This is a genomic window from Scytonema sp. NUACC21, from assembly GCF_054684315.1.
Genome location: NZ_BAAFZH010000095.1, coordinates 1 through 20,663, shown reverse-complemented (window position 1 = coordinate 20,663; position 20,663 = coordinate 1). Strand labels below are relative to the sequence as shown.

The window sequence follows — 20,663 nt, the reverse complement described above, 5'->3', positions numbered from 1 at the left end:
GATTATTCTTTTCAAAAATATTTTTCATCATCTTAAACTACCATTATTACAATTAAGCGTAACTTTTTTATCCTATGAAATCTAATCCAGCTTTGTGTGAAGCGATCGCACATCGAATTGCGGCAAATCCCCAAAAGCGAATAACTTTTGCTGAATATATGGACTTAGTGCTCTATCACCCCGATTTCGGTTACTATTCAACTAAGGCGATAGACATCGGTAAAAAAGGTGATTTTTTCACTTCGGTTCATCTTGGCTCGGATTTTGGTGAATTGCTAGCAGAGCAATTTGTCCAAATGTGGGAAATTTTAGATCGACCTGTGCCGTTTTCCTTAGTAGAAATGGGGGCTGGTCAAGGACTGCTGGCTGTAGATATTCTCAAACACATTCAGCAGCAACATCATGATTTTTTTAATGTCTTGCATTATATCATTATTGAGAAATCTCCGGGTCTCAAACAGCAACAACAGCAACGCCTGCAAGAATTTCCCGTGTGTTGGTGCAATCTGGAGGAAATACCAAGCCACTCTATTTCTGGCTGCTTTTTTTCCAACGAGTTGGTAGATGCTTTGCCCGTGCATCAGTTTGTTCTGGAACAGGGACAGCTGCTAGAAGTTTATGTCACCACCTCATCACCATCCACTTTTTTACCATCATTTGTAGAAGTCACAGATGCCCCTTCTACCCACCGGCTTGTAGAATATTTTGAATTAGTAGACATAGATATAAAAAATGGTTATCCGGATGGATACCGTAGTGAAATTAACTTGGCTGCTTTGGATTGGTTGGGTGCAGTAACAGACCGCTTGCAGCGCGGTTATCTTCTAACCATTGACTATGGCTACACAGCCCACCGTTACTATAACCCAAGGCGATCGCAAGGTACCTTACAATGTTACTACCAACATCACCGACACAATGACCCGTATATCAACGTTGGGCAACAAGATATCACGGCTCATATCGACTTTACTGCTTTGGAAAGATGGGGTGAGCGGTGTGGTTTAGATAAAGTTGGGTTTACCGAGCAGGCGTTGTTTTTGATGGCATTGGGATTGGGAGAACGGATTGCCAGCCTGTCCTATACAGAGCAACCATTGTCACAGTTACTGGGTCGGAGAGATTCACTGCATCAGCTTTTAGACCCTCTAGGGCTGGGTGGCTTTGGCGTTTTAGTTCAAAGTAAAGGGCTCACTCAGAAAGAAGCAGTACAGAGTCTGAAAGGATTTATTGTACCAGAGCAAATGCCAATCTGAAAAATTAAGCGCTGTTAACAATGTGTTGGTGATAGTTGGTCTACCATAGCAGTGATTGCATTGAAAACAGAACAATCAGGAGGGTAATTTTTATGTCTCCCCATGACCTATTAATGTTAGTCGTACTTCTGACCCCCGGTATTTTACTTTCAGTCATGATTATGGTTACTTTTGCTGCAGGAGGTTAGTCGTAAGTGGTTAGTGGTTGGTGAAAAACGACTAACTGCTAACCATTTTCTATTGCTGAAAGAACTAAATTATTCTTATTAAAACTAAACAATCTGATAACGGACGGTGAAAAATGAAGGTAGCATTTCTGGGGACTGGATTGATGGGACTACCAATGGCTCAAAGGTTGTTAGAGGCTGGAACACAGGTTATTGCTTACAACCGCACCCCAGAAAAGTTAGAACCTTCCCCAATCCAAACAATATCACCAACACTTAAACGCCAAGGAAACTTTATTCGCACTCCAGGCTTAAAGCGAACACCTTGACCGATTTGTGCTCCAAAAGAACGAAGCACCCAAACTTTTATGGTAGAGAAAGGTATCACACGGCTTTCTACCAAGGGCGAACCTAGAAAATACCACAACAGTTGTTTCCAGTAAGAAGCACCAGGGGTATAACTACCAAGGGAGTATCGATCTAAACGCATACGGTAAGCAACTAAGAGAAGATCCAAGACTGGCTCCTGTAGAACCTGTAAAAATCCAGATTAGGGAGCGAAGAACATCGCGAAAAATCCGAAAGGAAGATTCTGTAGGTTGATTGGATGGTACAGAGACTGGAGTGAAGGTGATACCTTGGCTACCAAAAATGATAGTCGCGATCGCCTTAGCCCTGGGCATATGATAATTAGAGGTAATCAGGTAAATATGTTGAAGGTGTCGTTTTTTGAAGTCCTCAATAAGAGAAGTAAAATTCGTTACGGTATCAACAGCGCGGTAGTCAATATGTAATTTTGTACTGGGAATACCTAGAGATTGAAAAACTTCCCGTGTTTTTTCTGCATTAGGAGGAGAAGATACCCAAATTTCTAGAGATGGATACCACTTGGCGAGATTGGCAGTCACTTGTTCTCTAGCAGGATCGCCACCCAAGGTAAAGAATGCTTGAGGTAAAGGAGCATAATATCTAGCGATCGTCAAACGTAAGGGAATAACTAACAGTAGCGTGAGGGCAAAACTTGTTAAAGCGAAAATCCAATACTTTTTGAATTTACGTTGATTCTTTTTCACTAGCAGGTCACTTTTATCATGATTTATTACTGCTTTTTACTCTACGTTAACGAGTTATTTCTTGATAATCTGCCGGAAAATCAAATGTAATCTTCTTATCAAGAATAGATTTATACAGTTGGAGCAATTTTTTAGCAGCGCCTTCCCATGTATAGTTTTGAAAAATAAAATCACGGGCACGTTTACCCATAGCCTCGGCTTTTTGAGGATAATTCAAGCATTGAATTAACCCATCAGCAATGGCATCAGCATTGATATCAACAATATGCGCTGCTTTCGCAATTTTAGCTTCTGGAAAATTACAACCAGTCGTAATCACACAAGGCAATCCTGAAGCCATACCCTCTAACACAGACATACTAAAGCCCTCTGAATAAGAAGGAGCAACATACAAGCTAGCAGCCGCCAGGGCAGCTGATTTTAACTTTCCTGTTAACATACCCGTAAAGGTAACAGCATCTATACACCCTGCTTGTATAAAATAATTTTCTACTTTAGGCAAAAATCCGATAATATCAGGACCTGCTACGAGTAAATGAGTTTGCGGAAACAGTTTATGAACTTTGGCAAAGGCAGGTGCAAGTAAATCTAAACCTTTTTTAGGGTCAATCCGACCGAGAAATAAAATCAGAGTTTGATTTCTGGTCGCAGGAAATTCTTGATAAAAAACTTCCGGATCTGGTTGGTTTATAAATTCTTGACGGTGAATTCCATTAGGAACGATCGCCACATTTTTTAATCCAAGGGACTTCACATTAGTGGCTTCAGAATTGGCAATGACCTGGATAGCACTAGAGCTTTGAAAGACTGGTTTCTCAAAGAAATTGTAGTATAATTTCTTTTTCCAAGCTTTATAGGATAAAGCCCAAGGCTCTAGCATTCCATGAGGAGTAATAATATATGGGATTTGATACAATCGACAGAGCCAATGAACGAAAGAAATAATTGGTGCAAAGACTGTATTTGTATGGACAATATCATAATCTTTAACGTGCTTAATCAACCACAACATTAAAGGTAAGCTGATAATAAAATCATTACGATTCCAGCAACGAAAATACTTAATCCTATAATTTTTACATTCTATCCATTTATTAATAGGAACAGATAATTTCTCAGAATGATTAGCATTGGTTGTTACTAAATCTACTCTAGTTTCAAACCTGGAAACTGCTTCAACTAGTTCTTTGACAGCTTTAGAAGTTCCACCATAATTAGAGCCGAGATAAGGCGTAAAAATTAAGATTTTCATGGCAAACGATACTTGAGTGATAGTTAAGATGAATAAGAAAGTCAAATAGAAATCAATAAAAAAAACCGAGTTCTTCATAGAACTCGGCTACAAACATGGCAAACATTAAGTAAAAAATTTGGAATTGCTGAATTTCGTAGTGATTTATAGTTCAATACGGTTCAGATAACACCAAAATCCGGATCGGTAACACAATGTAGAGACGCGCCATGGCGCGTCTCTACACAGACATTATTTTTTACACATTAGCCTTAACTGAATCGTATTGATTTATAGTTGTAATACGTTTTTCAATTTTCAGAAAATTCTTGTAGAGACTAGTCCTGCTCAATCTCTACATCAATGGTCATTGTGAAATTCATGTGTTAATTCAGCAACACCGAAAATTTCCTTAGAAATTGAAAATTCTACAAAAAGCTAGCTAGCGTTACATAAACGTTCATCTTTTAGTGTTGTATTAATTGCTTTTAAAAGACCCCATGCAAATTGTTGAGGGCTACACTTATCTACTATTTTTTGACTTAACTGACCCATTTTAAATCTTGAATTTAAGTCTAGGTAGTGTATGGCTAATAATGCACGAGTCATGTCTTGCAGACTGTATGGATCGAAAAGTAAACCATTTTGACCATCACAAACAAGTTCATAAGCAGCCCCTACAGTACGGCTACATAAAATTGGCAGTCCAGCAGCACAGGCTTCGTTCACTACTAAACCCCAAGGTTCTTGCAAAGCTGGGTGAATAAAAGCATTAGCTAATCCATACCAATCTCCTATTGCTTGATAAGGGATAAAACCTGGTAAATGAATAGACTCCTCCAAGTTTTTTTCAATCAGAAGATGACGAATAGATGCCTCTTCTTCTCCACTACCACAAATAACCAAATCCCAAGCTTGTTTAGAGCCAATTTGCTGATGATAAGCAGCAAAAGCTTCTACAAGACGGTATACATTTTTGCGTTGAAGCAAACGGGTAACAACAATAAAATAAGGTTTGGTAGGAATTCCAGGTTGTCTTTGCCTTGCTGCAGCTGGATGGAGTCTTGCTGCTTGGGCTTGTTTTGCAAAATAATCGTTATCAACCGCATCATAACCTAGAAAAATCCGCTTACCAGGAAACCCTAACTTAATCAGATAGTCGCGGTGTAGTTCACCACCCACAAGGACAGCATCATACTTTCTAATATAGAGCCAAAATTTTAGTTGCTCTTTCCACCATTGCCGTGGTTCATCATCCCATTTTGTTTCACTCATTAAAATGGCAGATACGCTGCGGCTTTGACACCATGCTAGTGCAGCACGGGATATAGAAAATCCCCAACCAGGAATGACAACGACATCTGGTCGGAGATTATCTAAGAAAGAGGGCAGTATACGCGCAGCATCATCTTCTGTATAGTTCGGGGTTGTAACTCTGGGTACTAGAGTTTTTAAAGGAAATGTTATTTCACGTTTTAAATCTCCCCAAGGATGTTCTAGAGTATCATCCGTTGCTTGAACTGCTGTCAAATTCCAACCTTTTTGCTGACAAGCATCGTAAGCAGCACGCAATCTAGCAGCATGATAGCTACCAATGTTTATAAAAATTACAACAATATGCATTGACTTATTACCCAAGCTTTCCCAGGGCAGCTAGAGTTTGACTTGCCATTCTTTTTAAGGAGAAATATTCTTGAAATTCTTGCTTTCCTTTGGTGGCTTCGTGTTTGAGCCAAGAAAGTTTACCGATAGATTCTATTAATGCACGACCAAACATCTCAGGGCTAGCATGAGTGACAACACTTACCCATGTGGCACGTTCAGCAACATCAGAAGCGCCATTAAAATTAGTCACTACTGCAGGCAGTTTTTGCCCCACTGCTTCAAGCAGCGCTAATGGCAAACCCTCAAAATGGCTTGTCATGGCGTAAATATCTAAGATAGGTAAGTAAGCCTCTGGATGTTCTTGCCAGCCCGTAATATGCCATGTGTTCTCAGGGGCATAAGCACGTAAATATTGCTCCAAATTATTCCGTTCGGGCCCATCACCTATAAGTAATAAACGGCTTTGAGTTCCCTGTTTTAGAGTCCATATCCATGCCTTAACCAATAATTCAAGATTTTTTTGGAAGACAAACTGACCTGAAAAACCAATAATTGGTAGGGGTTCTTCCCAACTGCTGGGAAGAGGTGGATGAGATGTGGCGAGTGCTGAAAACGGACAGCCATAATTGACAACCTTGGTAGGGCGTGGATGGCTGTAGTAGTTTTCAAATTCTTTTTGGCTGCCCGTTGAAACAAGAATTAGAGAATAGGGGTGTTTTTGATACCATCGTTGAAGTAATTTACCTCGCAGTTGACCTAAAGGACGTTGATGCTTATTTGCGGTCATGGGCATATGCATTGTACCGCCTACAGGTGCAACATTTGCCATTAATGCACCAGCAAGATAATCTAATCCGTCTTCATCGTATTGCTGATTGACTAAAATAGCAGTTGGTGCAATTTCTTGACAGGTTTTGGCAATTCCTAATTGTTGTTTTTTATCGGTGATGGATTGGAGAATTCTTAATGGTCTGTTCCTCAATCCTAAAAGATTTTTACGATGTACTGTTGCTCCTTCTGCAGTTAGGGCTTTTGCCCAACCATCCATATAGTTTACAGTTGATAACAAAATATGTACGTCGTAATTCAGAAGGTGCAAACCTTGAGTGAGATAAACTAAGTAGCGCTCACCACCACCGCGATCGCTGGAATTAGAACTTATCAGTAGTATACGCTTACGCATTATTTCGTTACTTTGAAAGTAGAAGCAAGTGCAATGTTGCTATTTTTATGACAAATTAATCAGCTAAGATAAACTCATAAATCATTGTCTTAGCAAACATCTCCGGTCGCAACCCTAATTTTATAAGTAATGGTTGTAAGCCGAAAAATAATTTGGTTCTAAAATTAGACAAACTTTGTACTGCAACACCTGCAAATTTATCTAGTACTAAACCTTGACGTTGACCCATTTCACAGAGAGTACAAGGGTCAAACCAAGATACATGATCTGCATTATCAACGTATGGAGAACCATGAAACATATTCTTCAATACAACGTTAATATACCAGGGGTTGGGTACAGAGATAACAACTCGCCCATTTGGCTTGAGCATTTTAGCCATATTAGATAAAAAATTCCCTGGTGCATCTAAATGTTCTAAAACTTCTCCGCAGATAATAATATCAAATTTTTCTTCTAAAGGCTCTTTTGTAAGGTCAGCACAAAGAACATTAAATCCAAGAGAACGGATGTAATTCACTTCATCTTCAAGAATATCTATCCCCAAACACGTCTTGGCTACATTAGATAAAGATTTGTGCAGCCATTCAGAACTGTGTACTGCTTCACGGGTATGTTCTACAATACCGATGTCAAGCACATCTTTGCCTTTAGCTAGCTCGCATAAATAACTGATACGATCGGTCACTAAGTTTGTAGACCTTGCTACTACCAAATCACTTTGTCGGGCATGATAAACTTTAGGTGCGTTTGGATCTTTAGAAATTTCGTACCAGCGTTTCATATGTTTTCAAGACCTTTTATAAAAAATTAGAAGATTTAGGTTTTATTGCAGCAAATCGTTTGGCTTAGACCTGGAAGAATAGTTTGGAAAAAAGGGCAACCACCATCTAAACTCTTTCCATTGGAGCCACAGGAGTAAAAAACACGGCCAGAAGGACATTCCTATCCAAGCGTATATTCCGGGCAAGTCGCCGCCTCGCAGTAATGGTACGATTGAGGAACACAGGATAGAACGAACAAGAATTCCCGCGAAAGGATGCATCCAAGCACTGCGTTGGACAACGGCAGCAAAACCCGCACCGTAAAGCACTCCAAAGATTAAAATACCGAAAATACCGCCCTCACTGTAGAAGTCTCCGTAGAACGTGGGAGAAAAACCAAGTGTAGCCCCTGACTTTGGATCGACTAAACCAACGGCTGCTAGGTAGCCACCACCCACAGGTTTTTCCGGCCAGATGGCTCTGGGGATGGGGCGCATCAGAACTTCTAAATGAGCCATTCCCAAACGGAAGGGGACAATGCGAGGAAATGCATCCTTTAATAAAGCAAACCCATCCAACATATTGGCATCTTCTGCAGAAAAGAAGCGATACCATGCAGCATCTTTATCTATTTCGTCACCTCCTCTTAATGTCCCCGCCAGTGCAAACACGCCAATAGCAACGGTTGCAGCCAGAATTAAAACAATGAATCGATTTCTGGGTTTAAAGGAAGAGGAGAGGATAATACCAGAGGTTGCCAACCATCCAAGGAAGAGAAAGCGACCGCTAATATTAAAAGTGAAGTTGGTAACACCTACGAAAATCAAAAGTGTTGCAATTTTATCTTTCAAGGAAGGCATTCCTCCAACTTTCCACAGGGCGAGTAGCAAGGTGGCAATACCAATGAGTACCATTGGAAACTGCTGTAAGTAACTACTCACTTCAAAAGCAGCCGAACGTCCTGCATTCAGCTGATCCTGAACACTGTTGCGAGCAAGAACAACTAGAGGTAAGCAAAACAGACCAAACAAAATGACTTTGGGACGTATCCAATGAAAGAAAGGACTGAAGCTGATATTTTGTTTGTTAACGACTGGCATTTTGCACTTCTGCCTCATCATATAAGCGATCGCGGTGCAAATTTGCCCCAATACTATATACTGAAGTGCATCGGTAGCAGAGTCATTAGTGACAGGTGCAAGTCCATAACTGGAAAGGTTAATCCATTTATTGAAACCATTTGTTACTGCCCAGTAGCGGTATGAACTCACATAAAAAAGCAAGGAATTGAGCAATAAGGGAAGTTCATCGTTACGTCGCAGCATCCAAATAGCGCCAATTGCTATTAGTACTATTTGGGTAAAGGCCAACACTTGGTAGTCAAACAACGGCATAAGATAAGGTTTGAAGGTGGCATTGTAGCTGTGACAGGCTGAATGAATTGAGATTGGCGGATTGCTGAGAAAGCATTTTAAGCAGTTGAGGATTGTGGAGACACAATTGAAGGGTCATGGAAATCTCTTCCCCAGTGACTTCCTCCAAAAGCAGACCATTGACATAATTTTTTACTACAGTGCCGCAAAATTGAGAAGCAATAATTGGTAATTTCCAAGCCTGCGCTTCTAGCTGAGTTAGCCCAAAACCATCAGAAAGGGTGGGAAACAGAAACACATCTGCTTGCTGATAGTATTGAGAGGTTAAACTTCTGGGTACCGCACCAAACCAATGTACCCGTGGAAGATGCTGTTGGGGTTTTGCAATCCCTTGAGAACCAACCACCCAAAATTCTATGGGTCGATCGCCTAAGAGTTGAGCTGCTTCTAAAAGAGGGGCAATCCCCTTTCGCAAAAGGACTTGTCCGAGAAACAATACTCTCAAGGGTCGTTCCTCTGAAAAAGTTTCTGGATATGTACGTACAAAATGGCTTGCCTCCCCAGGTTGTTCGTAAGCAAGGGGAATAACGTCAATCTTGTGCTTTGGAATACCTATCTTTTGTAAGGCTTGACTCGACCAAAGTGAGTTCACTATAATTCTGTCTGCTAATGAGCATTCTTGTTGCCAGTTAGCCCAATATTTTGGTGGTGCCGTTTGCCAACTAGATTCATAGTTAGGATATTTTCTATGCTCCTCCATTACGACTTGTTCTTCTACTGGACCTGGATCTATTTGACCAAGTACAGTATTCCAGCCTTGGCTTTTAGCAAAACGGAAGATTTCTAAAGCAGCATAACTGTAAGCAAATAGGGTAGGAGGAGAGTTTGTTTGAGGAGCTATGCTTTTAAGTAGCTTTAGTGTTTTTTGTTGAAACCAGTTATTACGTTGGATGATTCGTTGCCATCCAGAGTTCTTTTGTATTTTCTGAGTAATTTCAAAGCGAATCAAGGAGGTGGTAAAGGAGCAAACAGAAGCTTGGTTTAAATCTATATGAAAACGTTCGCGTAAATTAACAAAAACAGGTTTAGGCAGTAAATTTAGTGAGGAATTAGGTGAGACCCAAGCATCTGTTATTAAGTGGGTTAGCAATCCAGCTTTATACAATGCTCGCGGTATAGCATAATGTTCGCGAGCACCTATTTGGCAGCAGAGCCAATGTGAAGTTTTTTTAGACATTTTTCATGGTGTAATAATTGAATTATTCAACATCAGCATAATAGTCTATTTAAATAAGATATCTCGTACCATTTACGTGCTAATTTATTAAATCTTAGTCTTATTTCTTCGCTCTGACCTCGGAGATATCGATCGCATTTTAATTCAAGGGTACTAGAGTATTTAGGAAACTTAATTTGGGCGTAACTTTCACCACCGACAATTAAAACCTCCTGTCCATCAACATAATAATCTGTGCTCATACTCACTTCTATGACTGGATTACCAGTTTCGTTTCTCACCACCATCTCTTCAAATTTTGGTTCAACGATATATGGTGGTGATTGTCTGAAATTAATAACTCCTTGTAGCTCTCGTCTTTCAGCGTTTATGTATTTATTATTTCGGAATAAAGGACGTTCATAACTCAAACCAGAAGATTGCTCGGGAGTCCGGCAATTTTCAAATATATTGTCCTCTATAACCACATTTTGTAACTTGTCAAAGTAGACTACACATGGTGTATTGGTATTACTTTGGTAAGTAGAAGTTTGATGATTATTTTTGGCATGGAGATTTTTTATGTCTCCCCAAATATTTAGAGAAATAACCGATGCTTTTTCTGCAATCACCTCATTAGAATAAAATTTGATGTTACGATTCTCTCCACTGGTGAATAAAGCATTATGACAATCAATAAACTTATTATTTTCTACTAATATATTAATACTTCCTCCAAAAGGACAAACACCAGCAGGTGAATTATAAAACAAACAGTTAGTAATTTTGACATTATTATTTTCTGGAAACCTTCCTTGAGCTATAACAAGACCAGCAGCGGTAGAATCTTTAAAAATACATTTATCAAAATAATAAGACTTATTTGGTGAAATAGGAGCGTTTTCCACCCAAGCATTTGCTGTCTGTTCAAATTCGCAGTTAGTTACAGTTAAATCTGCATCTAAACTCAGCATTGAAGCATTAGAACTTCGTAGCTTTGTATTTGATATGGTAACTTTTCCAACCCAAGCCCCACCAGCGTAAATGACCTCTCCTCTAAAATCATGTACGTAAACAGAGTCAATAGTGATGTTATCTAAAGCTTTATTAAAATCTAAAGCTATTCCTTTATGAGTAATATCCCATCCATCACCTGTTATTGGGTTGGCTGGCCAATCACGATTTCCTGTAAATCCATTTGTACCGCCACTTAATTCTAAATTTTTGATTGTAATGTTTTTTCGTGGTTGATTAACATCAGTACTTCCTTTAATCAGGATGCCCATTCCGCGAATCACTTGTCCGCCATGAACAGACCAGTCTCCCCTACTTTGGAGAATAGTTTTTCCAATTCCATCACCGATAATCGTAATATTATCATATTTTATAACAATTGAAGCTGCTATTTCAGCATTTAGATCGGGTGGAGAAATTTGGTATATTCCTGCAGGAATGTAAACAGAACCACCGCCGCTTCTTCCAACTGTATCAATTGCCGCTTGAATAGTTGCCGTATTAGTTGCAATAGTCGTAGGGTCATTGGTAATACCGCTTATAAGAGTTCCAAAGTCTTTTACATTAATAAAATTTGTTAGTATAGGTTGATTTTGTGCCAACTTAATTGTAGGTGGGTTTGCCCGAGCTTTTTTTGTTAGAAAAAGGGATGTTAAAGATGGTATGCTACTAGTCAAAAGCCCTAAAATAACAGAACTTAAAAAAGTACGGCGTTCCATAAATTGGAGAAAGAATTTAATTCTGTAATAGAAAATTTTCAAGGGTTTGAACGCGGGCTTGCCAAGTATGCTGATGGGCAAACTCCATTTGTTTTAATCTTTTGTCGTAAGCCTCTGGCTTGTCGGATAAGGCTAAATGCTTGCGAATCTGAGCGATCGCATCTTCTGTTGAATGAAAAATCGTAATCCACTCAGGGTATAAACGACATTCCGGTATGTCAGTACTTAAAATTGAGCGACCGCTGGCAATGCCATCCATAATTTTGGTAGGACAGGATGCCACATTAAACCGATCTTCTAAAGTATAGGGAATCCAATTGATTGTAAAAGACCAATAGTATTGTGCTACTTGCTCGTTTGGTACTTCTTGGATGTGACGAACATTAGGTAACGCCAGTACTGCAGCACGAGCAGCTTGCCAATCCTCTTGGTAGTTGATATTTTGATAATCCACACGACCCACAAAAACGAAAGTGACTTCTGGGCAAGCTTGCGCGACTTTGTAAACTAATTGCCAATCTACCCGTGTAATTAAATTGCCTACATAACCAACAGTCATTGGTTCAGGTGGCTTTTCAGGTTGGGGATTGAGAAAATAATCTACAACTCCATGTGGATAATAATGAATACAAGAGGCTCTATGAGGATAACGCTTTTGAAAACTCATAAATTGGTAGTAGGAAGCACACAGGGTTATTGTGGCTCTTTCAATTAATTCCCTTTCTTGCTCTTTACGGTGAGGCTGCGCTAGAAGATAATCATCAAAGTTATAGTAGATTAATCTTTCTGAAGGAACTTTACGCACCCAAGGTGTGAGATGAGGATAGGGAGCTACAACCCAAGGATATTCACCGGAAATGTGTTTGAGTTGCTGACACCACTTCTGAACTAACTGTTGTAAGTAAAATCGGAAAAACTTTTCTAGTTTACCTGCATAACCAGTAGGCAACACTTTCATTGACCTAGTGAGTGAAGGTGGGGGAGTTCGGTTGGGCCAAGCAGGTTGAACAAAAGAGTAAGTTTGCCAATCATAAAATTCATTAGCATGAATAGCGTGCTTTTGCGCTAAAGCTTCTATCAGACCGTAAGTCCAAGGATTATTTGCAGCTAAAAACAAAAAGCTTTTTACCATAAATTTTTCAATGACCTGAGCCCACAGTTGGCAAATTGTCAGTTAATACCTCAATGACTAACCACTTTGCTACTTTCTAAAAGACAATTGCGAAACATCTCCATATAAGCTGGAGCTAAGCTTTTCCAACTAAAGTTTTTCCGCACGTATTCCCGTCTTTGAATCATGAGTTCAGGTCGCTGCGGTTGCTTTTGAAGATTTGCGATCGCTACAGCCATAGAACCAGGTTGGGATAAATCGGCAAAGGTTCCTTGGTCTCCCAGTACATACTTCATCACGGGGTGGTCATGAACTACACAGGGCAAACCGTGAATCAGTGCTTCCAAATAGACGCGCCCAAAGCCCTCCTGTAGGGATGCCAGTGTGAATATATCAGCGGCTTCATAATATTCCCTTACCTGTTCGTAAGGTACAGAAAGGGCTGTAAAGCCATTGTCACCCAAATGAGTGCGTGCCAGGTCGATGATTGCCTGACTAGTTTCATCAATATGACCCAACATGACTAAATACGGTCTTGGCTCGGGTAAGGAAGCAATTTCCTTGACAGTGTAGTCCATGCGCTTGTGGGTAGCACTAATCCAGCCCACACTCAAAACAATTTGGCGATTTATAGGTAACCCAAGCTTTTCCCGTCTCCGATCGCGTGCTTGGCCGTACAAAGGGAGTCCATCAGGAACATTAATTCCGTAGGGAACCAACAAGTGTTTTGACTCTGCTTCTCCTGCCTTTAGAGAGATATCTCGGTAAAATGGTGCTACTTGATGTACGCGATCTGTTCTAGAAAATGGTGGACCACAAGGACCACCATTGGAAAATAATAATTTGTAAGGGACTCCAATCTGCTGACGCCACCAGTAAAGTTGGTAGCCGAGATTGGCTTCGCTGTAAAATATGATGTCTGGTTTACCTTTCTTGATATGACGGACTAATGGCAGGAAAGAAGACAGTTGCTCAACGACATAGCCGTTGCGGCGAATGCATTTACCTAGGAAATTTGCAACATGGCTGTTACGAGGAATGTTCCATAGCCTGTTCTCATAAGGTTTTTCAGGACCTGCACCTTTAAAGAGTTCAATATGCAATCCTTCAGTTCCCTTTAGCCCATCGAAACATTCACGAGCAAACGTTTCAATACCCCGATTGATGATACCCACGCCTGTACAGGCTAAATACACCTTTATAGGTCTAGTATGTAGCATTTTTTACCAGTTGTCGCGATTATTTTCAGGTATTGGTAAATATGGAGAATCACTTCGGATAAACAATAAATCTGTTTGCCACAAAGCCTTATCTCTACGACGTGTTTGAGAACAAAAATCTAGAAGACGGAAATTTTTCTCATCCATAAAACGAATGACGTCAGCAATCAGCGGACAGCCCGTGTTCACTGGAATCAGAGAAGCTTCCATCAGAACAAAATCACAACTTTTTAAACACGCTGTGGCTCCAGCAAGGACTTCTAACTCATATCCTTGAACGTCCAGCTTTAAAAAGTCAATTTTTTCCCAATCATAACTGGTCTCAACAATTTTATCCAAAGTGATTGTTTTTTTAGTGACTTTCTTTTTTGAAGCATAAGTATTGTTTTCTTCAAAAACTGAACTCCCTGTTTCCATTTCTATAAAATGGACTTCCTTTCCTTCTGAAGCACCAAGTAGTGCAGTTTCTAAAAAAACTTCATTTTTGTAACTTTTACAAACAAACTCTAGTATTTCTTTTTTATTTTCTTGAGGTTCAACCATCAAGACTTTTGCAGTCGGAAATACTTTCTTCACCATTTGAGTCCATTCACCGTGATAAGCACCGACATCAATAATGGTTTTAGGGCAATATCCCCAATCTCTTAGATACTTAAGGGACAAATAGATACTAGGGAATAATTCAGATTCAGCTTCTCCAAAGGCAATATCTAAACGAGAAATTTGCTGGCGCACGGACTTAGGTATTACTCTTCTAGTTCGACTAACAATTTCTCTTACAACTCTCTTGTTCATCAGCATTCACTTTTGTAAAAACCTAATTTTATTACCAGAATTAAACTTTCATTAAAACACTATTAGACATCTCCGATAAAGAATGTAGAGATACGCTGTTTGAAGCGTCTGTTTCTACAGCGATCGCAGACGACGCATCATTAATTCCCGGAAATATCTATTGTATTTGACATAATTCCTTGAGAAGTAGCTGATTTATTTCTAGCGGAATTGCTTGGGGTTGACCATCATCGGGAAAAGATGGACGAGTTTTATCCAAAACAGACAGCAGGAAAGTATGAACTAAACGTTGTATCAAGCGGATATGAGGTGGTCTTAAATGATTGGTGAATTTATATACTGGTAAGTCTGTGCCTGTTTCCCAATATTGTAGCTTGGGTGCATCATTAGATGTGATAAACTTCTGCCAATCAGCTTGTGACCAGTGATGTTGTTCTGGCTGTGTCCAGTTTTTTCTGTTGATTTCATCAGCCATCATGATTGCCCGCAAGGTACAGCGACGCTTGAGCTGGATTGGATCGCGGTTTGGATAGTGGCGGATTGGTAGTCGTTCTTTGGCTAAAAAGCCAGCATTAATGGGAAAAGAGCAGGTAATGGGCCATTGCATCGTGCGACGGTATCGACATAATCGGGGTTCGCTGTAATAGCTAGGAATGAAATACCGACGACGTTCTTCAATTGGTCTTTTCCTATCTGCTAGGGTTTCTTCACCACGTTCCCATGCTTCCACCTCTGCTTGTGTTAGTTGGAAATCATAGTACTGGTGATACACAATAGTTTCGTGTTTTCGCAGATGGGTTTTCACAAATTCTGGCGGCAGAATGTGGTGAAATTCATCTGCATCCACTCGCAAAAACCAATCCCCATCCTGCATAAATTGGCGGGCAAAATTAAACATATACCCACGAAGCCTGGTTTCAGAAAAGTAAACAGGTTGTTTGCGAATGGGTATTACACGCTTGTCTTTGGAGGCAACATCCAGCACTATTTCCCATGTATCATCTACACTACCGGTATCAAATACGTACACGGAATCAGCCCATGTCAAGAGATGTTCTAAGCACTGCTGGATAATATCGCCTTCATCTCGAACGGGAAGTAAAGCATGAAATTTCATGTTTTTATCTAGTTAGAAAATTTTACTCAGAAGTTATTTTTTCAATTTTGCTACTCTATTATTAAAGTGTTTTTGCGGAGGTTAAAATATTTTTCTAAAGCTTTACGCGGTACGGGTTTGCGATACTTTCTATAAGACCAAATCTGCTTTGGAATTGACAGCAATCCTAGTATAATTCCTGCATATCGCTGCATCTTAATAGAATAAAGAACTCTGTTAAAAACCTGCAAAACTGCTCTTCCCCACATACTTAATGGGTAGCGTACATACGCTAACAAAGCAATATTGGAAATATTGGCAGCATTAATTTGATTATTTTTATGATGCTGGCGGTAGGTGTTGTGGTAGACTCTCAACCAATCTGTTTGCAATATTTTTCGCTCTTGGGCGTGTAGCTGTATGGCAATATCCACTTCTTCAGCCCCGTAAGCCCATTGTAATTGCATATAACCATCGGTTTTCAAAAAATCAGTTTTTTTGTATGCACAACCACAACCTTCAAAGGTAGCAACCAAACGTGTAGATTGAGTGTCATCTTCAATGGATTGGTTTTGGTAATAAATTGCTGCAGCAACTACAGAAGTATCAGGGTATTCTTGGAAAACCTGTAAAAGACGAGCAAAGTAATCTTGGTCGAGAGGATAAGAATCATCATCAAAACTTGCGACAATTTCATTTTGAGCAGCTTCGATCAGTCGATTTCTCCCACCGCCGGGACCGATGTTAATCTGACTTTTTAAAATCTTGACATTGCTAAAATGCTTCTTGATTTCTTGCTCGCTTTCTTCATCATTCCCGTCAATATGGACAATGATTTCATCTGGAACTGGATCGCAGTCCAAAATTTCACTTATGGTTGTGACAATCATTTTGGAACGATTGTATGTGGGGATTACTACTGAGACTGGGCATTGTTTAGCAGTCTTAGATATAGATTTAGTCATTTTCAATATATTGGAGAATGAATTACTTCACTATTAACTTTTTGAAAAATAGCAAATCCATTACGCAGGGTAGGATTATTAATAACAGGTACATAGTTGGAATTTGCAATTAATGTATGATGGTTTCTTAGATTCAAATAGGTGTTGATAGCATCAAGCATAATAAACTTTGCTCCAAAGTAATCCTTTAGCTCAACATCAAAACTGAGGGGATAATTGTTAATTAATAAAGTATCAAAACCATTGATGCCATTTTCGTTCTGGATTGTTTGAATGATATGGTCGATCGCTCCAGAGGAAGACTCTTTCACAGAATACGAAACATCGTAAAAATTAACACGGGCATCGCGAGCATAGCGCTGTTGCAGTTTTAGAAATCCTGGTGTTGAAGCATTAATACAGAAGACAACTGTATTATTCTTGTTTTCTTTAATACCTGTTAAGAAAGCCTCTGTGCTTCCTTCTCCAGAAGAAGCTCCAATAATTAGCGCTGTGTTTATATTTTCTTCTCGTGCCATCTTTTTAATGGCAGCAAAAAAGTCATCATTTCGCATTTTTGAAAAACGGTAAGGCAAAAAATATCCAAATTGGGATTCTAGATGATGTAAACATTGAATGCCTTGTAATTTTAATCTAAAACTGAATTTCTCTAAAGCAACAATACTTTGAGGACGGAGTTTATCTTGATTCTCAAAATAACTCCAATTTTTACTGAAAACATTCCTTCTAAAAATGTTTTCATTCAATCTTTTTATGATATTTTTAGAAGTATTTGGTTGTTTCAAATATCTAATTTCTGAAGAAATGTATTTCTTCAAAACGCCAGCTAATTTAGACTGTTGGCATTTTTCCAAAATTAGAGAAATGTTTTCAACCCATTCATCTAAATTTTTATTTGGTAGTTGATGAAGGCTATAGCGTGACTTTAATGGATTACTTGGTGGCAATATATATGTATTACCTGAAGTTTTCAAAATATTAGTAATCCATCTAGTACGTTCGAGTTCGGGATGATGAAGTAATGGAAATTGGCTAGCACGGCTTATAGCTTCATTTAATTTTCCCTGACACAGGAGGCAAATAATAAAATAAGCCCACTCAACGGGATCGGGATCTAAGGCTTTGTAAACCTCAAGAGAATTTTTAATTGGTTGTACAATCCAATCTAAGGCTATCTCGGGTTTTCCTTTATAAAGATTACACAAACCCAATCGTAATTTAGGTTCGGGCATCCAGAGTGTATAATTTAAACAGCGAATATATAAAGTTTCTGCCTCTTCATACTTCCCTGCCCAAAGTTTTTTATCGCCCTGTCTGAGAAGGTCTACGACTAATCCATCACAAGTAATGTAGGAATTGTTAATTCCAGATGCTTTGTCCAGAATTATGAGTGGCTGGAAGGGATTGATTTGAACAATTTTTTGATTGGGTTGAATTTTCTTAGAAAGATTGAACCATTGAAAAATTTGATTGCGTTGTTTTAAAGTATGGCGAGAATGAACTAATTCATAACCAGCATTGATGATTTTCTCGTACTCATCTGGGTTTTGAAAAAGATAATCTAACTTATCCAATACGTCATGTTCATCAACAAATACACAATTTTGCATATCTATGAATCCGGCTGCTTCCAGTGCTGGGCTTTTTTCTGTAACAAGACAGGACTTCGATGCCGGTATCTCAAAATGCTTGCGAACAACTTCCTTTACGACTGTCCCGCATGTTGGGACAAACCAAGAAGCGTTTATCGTGCGAGCATACCGCTCACCATACATCATTCTGGATGTAGGGCGGTTTCCATATCCATAATGCGGACAACTTAGCGAGGGATAATGCTGAGAAATAATTTTATGGATTTTTTGTCGCCACGGATACAAATCATACATATGCCCAGTAAAAAGTACTGGTATTACTTTAGATTCTTTATAATCCCTACACATATCAGGGTCTATAAAGTTCGGCCAGACAAAGAGATGGTCTGCTATATCTGGTGTGTGCTCAGGGGTAGTCACGCAAAGGGAAAAGAATGTTTCGATACCCCAATGCTCCATATCTGAGAGAAAGCCTGCGCGACAATCGCACCACGAATCTCCGTTATGAAATCCCACCTTAGGTATTTCTGGATAAGCAGAAGTATTTTTAATTTGAATTCTTTCAGAGTTAATATGCTTAACACCGCTTTCAAAAAGTGTTATGTCTGGTTGGTATCGATCGCAAATTTCTTGGTAGTCACAATCCTGATTAATGACAGTGACTTCAAAGAAGTTTGCCAGACACTTTACGTGTAATTGCATGTGCAACTGCACGAATTTAGCTGTGTCTCCATGTTTCCATTGAAAAAACACAAGTTTTGGCTTAGTAAGATTTTCCATACACTAGTTCTGCTCAAAGAGCTATCTCAAACCTGACTTTTCAAAACTGCCACCACCCGATCCTGTTCTTGCGCGGTCATCTGGTGAAACAGTGGCAGAACGATCGCACGGTCTTGTGCTTGTTCGCTTTCAACTAAGCGCTGACAATGTCCTGGTTGACAGTCACAACTTTCCGTCTCTACTCCACAAGACCAAGCTTCTTGTTGATATGCTGGTTCGCGATGAGCGCACATAATCCCGCGTCGTGTCGAAATACCTGCATCCAACATCCCCTGCATGACCTTTATTTGGTCGCATTTTTCAGGTAACCGCACGCAGTAACTTTGCCAATTACTCCTAGCCCATGCAGGCTCAGTCGGTAATTTTAATCCTGGCACATCTGCTAACAATTCCTGATATCGCCGTGCTAAAAAGCGACGGCGTTCAACAATTTCCGGTAACCGCTTCAGTTGTTCGCGCCCTACCGCAGCTTGGATATCAGTCATGCGATAGTTGTAACCCAACATGGGGTAAGACTCGAAAATCACTTGTTTCGCACCATGACGCACTGTGTCAGGAACGCTCATCCCATGTTGTCGCCATAAGCGAAACTGTTTATCCCATGCAGGATTGTTTGCAGTCATCATCCCACCATCACCAGTGGTCATGACTTTGCGGGGGTGGAAGGAGAAACACGCAATATCCCCATGAGGTTTGCCAATTTTCTCCCATTGTCCATCCCAAAGAATTTCACTACCTATCCCACAAGCTGCATCTTCTATGACTGGTAACTCATAGCGACGGGCAATGTCTGAGATAGCTTTGAGGTCGCACGGCATTCCCATCTGATGGACGATGAGAATGGCGCGGGTGCGATCGCCAATTGCCGACTCAATTAACAACGGATTAATATTGTATGTCTGCGGCTCAATATCTACAAACACGGGAATCGCACCGCAGTAACGAATACTGTTAGCGGTAGCAATATAGGAATGGCTGACAGTAATCACCTCATCCCCAGGTCGAACACCCACGGCTAAGAGTGCGAGGTGCAGTGCGGTGGTGCAATTAGAAACAGCACAAGCATACTTTGCCCCCACATATGCTGCAAACTCCCGCTCAAATGCAGCAACTTCCGGTCCTTGGGTCACCCAACCGGACAGAATCGGACGCTTAGCTGCCTCAGCTTCTTCTTCACCCATCCACGGTTTGGCGATTGGGATATTGTGCATTTTCTCAGACATTGCTTGTTTCCTTTGTCAGCTTTTGTTCTTGCCACCAACTAACCAAACGAGCCAATCCTTCTTCCAGAGACACCTGTGTCTCAAAGCCAAGTAATTTCTTAGCTTTGCTTGTGTCTGCAAGTCGGCGCTGTACTGGGTTGACTTTCCGTTCCGGGCCGTACTCTGGCTTCAAATCAGATCCCATCACTTTAGCCAAACTATGAGCCAGGTCATTCAGGCTAGTTTCAACACCACTGGCAACATTAAATACCTCATCCGTCACATCGGCTTTAGCAGCTAA

16 protein-coding genes and 3 pseudogenes are annotated in these 20,663 nt (G+C 40.0%); 2 read left to right on the top strand and 17 right to left on the bottom strand.

The window, feature by feature from the left end:
- Positions 1-74 precede the first annotated feature (74 nt).
- Together ACYRY3_RS27430 and ACYRY3_RS27425 are read left to right on the top strand one after the other, a co-directional pair.
- Positions 75-1,256 (top strand): class I SAM-dependent methyltransferase, encoded by a 1,182-nt coding sequence (locus ACYRY3_RS27430; RefSeq protein WP_460204805.1) that lies wholly within the window; start codon positions 75-77, stop codon positions 1,254-1,256.
- Positions 1,257-1,557: 301 nt separating this feature from the next.
- A pseudogene (locus ACYRY3_RS27425) lies at positions 1,558-1,671 on the top strand (NAD(P)-binding domain-containing protein); the annotation flags it as partial.
- On the opposite strand, the pseudogene ACYRY3_RS27420 reads toward ACYRY3_RS27425, so the two are convergent.
- The 17 genes and pseudogenes from ACYRY3_RS27420 to ACYRY3_RS27340 form a co-directional block, all read right to left on the bottom strand.
- Positions 1,671-1,913: pseudogene (locus ACYRY3_RS27420) on the bottom strand (LbetaH domain-containing protein); the annotation flags it as partial. The pseudogenes ACYRY3_RS27425 and ACYRY3_RS27420 sit on opposite strands and share 1 nt — an antisense overlap.
- Positions 1,885-2,496: a YdcF family protein gene (locus tag ACYRY3_RS27415; protein ID WP_460204804.1), complete on the bottom strand. Its 612-nt coding sequence runs from the start codon at positions 2,494-2,496 to the stop codon at positions 1,885-1,887. The gene ACYRY3_RS27415 and the pseudogene ACYRY3_RS27420, both read right to left, overlap by 29 nt.
- Positions 2,497-2,542: 46 nt before the next feature.
- A complete protein-coding gene (locus tag ACYRY3_RS27410) occupies positions 2,543-3,748 on the bottom strand; it encodes a glycosyltransferase (RefSeq protein WP_460204803.1) in 1,206 nt (401 codons plus the stop codon).
- A 417-nt stretch (positions 3,749-4,165) separates the two neighbouring features.
- Positions 4,166-5,350, bottom strand: coding sequence for a glycosyltransferase family 4 protein (locus ACYRY3_RS27405; RefSeq protein WP_460204802.1), 1,185 nt, complete (start codon positions 5,348-5,350; stop codon positions 4,166-4,168).
- A gap of 7 nt (positions 5,351-5,357) precedes the next feature.
- Complete coding sequence (locus tag ACYRY3_RS27400) at positions 5,358-6,515, bottom strand: glycosyltransferase family 4 protein (protein ID WP_460204801.1); 1,158 nt, start codon at positions 6,513-6,515, stop codon at positions 5,358-5,360.
- Between the two features lie 55 nt (positions 6,516-6,570).
- Complete coding sequence (locus ACYRY3_RS27395; RefSeq protein ID WP_460204800.1) at positions 6,571-7,299, bottom strand: class I SAM-dependent methyltransferase; 729 nt, start codon at positions 7,297-7,299, stop codon at positions 6,571-6,573.
- Positions 7,300-7,341: 42 nt separating this feature from the next.
- Positions 7,342-8,673 carry a hypothetical protein gene (locus ACYRY3_RS27390; protein WP_460204799.1) on the bottom strand — a complete coding sequence of 444 codons (1,332 nt, stop codon included), beginning with the start codon at positions 8,671-8,673 and terminating at the stop codon, positions 7,342-7,344.
- Entirely contained in the window at positions 8,660-9,889 is a 1,230-nt protein-coding gene (locus ACYRY3_RS27385; protein WP_460204798.1) for a glycosyltransferase family 4 protein, read from the bottom strand. Before ACYRY3_RS27385 ends, ACYRY3_RS27390 begins: the two co-directional genes overlap by 14 nt.
- 32 nt (positions 9,890-9,921) lie before the next feature.
- A complete protein-coding gene (locus ACYRY3_RS27380; protein ID WP_460204797.1) occupies positions 9,922-11,601 on the bottom strand; it encodes a right-handed parallel beta-helix repeat-containing protein in 1,680 nt (559 codons plus the stop codon).
- 16 nt (positions 11,602-11,617) lie between these two features.
- Positions 11,618-12,733, bottom strand: coding sequence for a glycosyltransferase family protein (locus ACYRY3_RS27375; protein WP_460204796.1), 1,116 nt, complete (start codon positions 12,731-12,733; stop codon positions 11,618-11,620).
- A 50-nt stretch (positions 12,734-12,783) separates the two neighbouring features.
- A complete protein-coding gene (locus ACYRY3_RS27370; protein ID WP_460204794.1) occupies positions 12,784-13,932 on the bottom strand; it encodes a glycosyltransferase family 4 protein in 1,149 nt (382 codons plus the stop codon).
- A gap of 3 nt (positions 13,933-13,935) precedes the next feature.
- A complete protein-coding gene (locus ACYRY3_RS27365) occupies positions 13,936-14,667 on the bottom strand; it encodes an FkbM family methyltransferase (protein ID WP_460204793.1) in 732 nt (243 codons plus the stop codon).
- A 217-nt stretch (positions 14,668-14,884) separates the two neighbouring features.
- A complete protein-coding gene (locus ACYRY3_RS27360; protein ID WP_460204791.1) occupies positions 14,885-15,844 on the bottom strand; it encodes a glycosyltransferase family 2 protein in 960 nt (319 codons plus the stop codon).
- A 50-nt stretch (positions 15,845-15,894) separates the two neighbouring features.
- Positions 15,895-16,788: a glycosyltransferase family 2 protein gene (locus ACYRY3_RS27355; RefSeq protein ID WP_460204790.1), complete on the bottom strand. Its 894-nt coding sequence runs from the start codon at positions 16,786-16,788 to the stop codon at positions 15,895-15,897.
- Positions 16,789-16,790: 2 nt separating this feature from the next.
- Positions 16,791-19,160: a glycosyltransferase family protein gene (locus ACYRY3_RS27350; RefSeq protein ID WP_460204789.1), complete on the bottom strand. Its 2,370-nt coding sequence runs from the start codon at positions 19,158-19,160 to the stop codon at positions 16,791-16,793.
- 26 nt (positions 19,161-19,186) lie between these two features.
- Complete coding sequence (locus ACYRY3_RS27345) at positions 19,187-20,383, bottom strand: DegT/DnrJ/EryC1/StrS family aminotransferase (protein WP_460204788.1); 1,197 nt, start codon at positions 20,381-20,383, stop codon at positions 19,187-19,189.
- Positions 20,376-20,663, bottom strand: a pseudogene (locus ACYRY3_RS27340) (NAD-dependent epimerase); the annotation flags it as partial. The gene ACYRY3_RS27345 and the pseudogene ACYRY3_RS27340, both read right to left, overlap by 8 nt.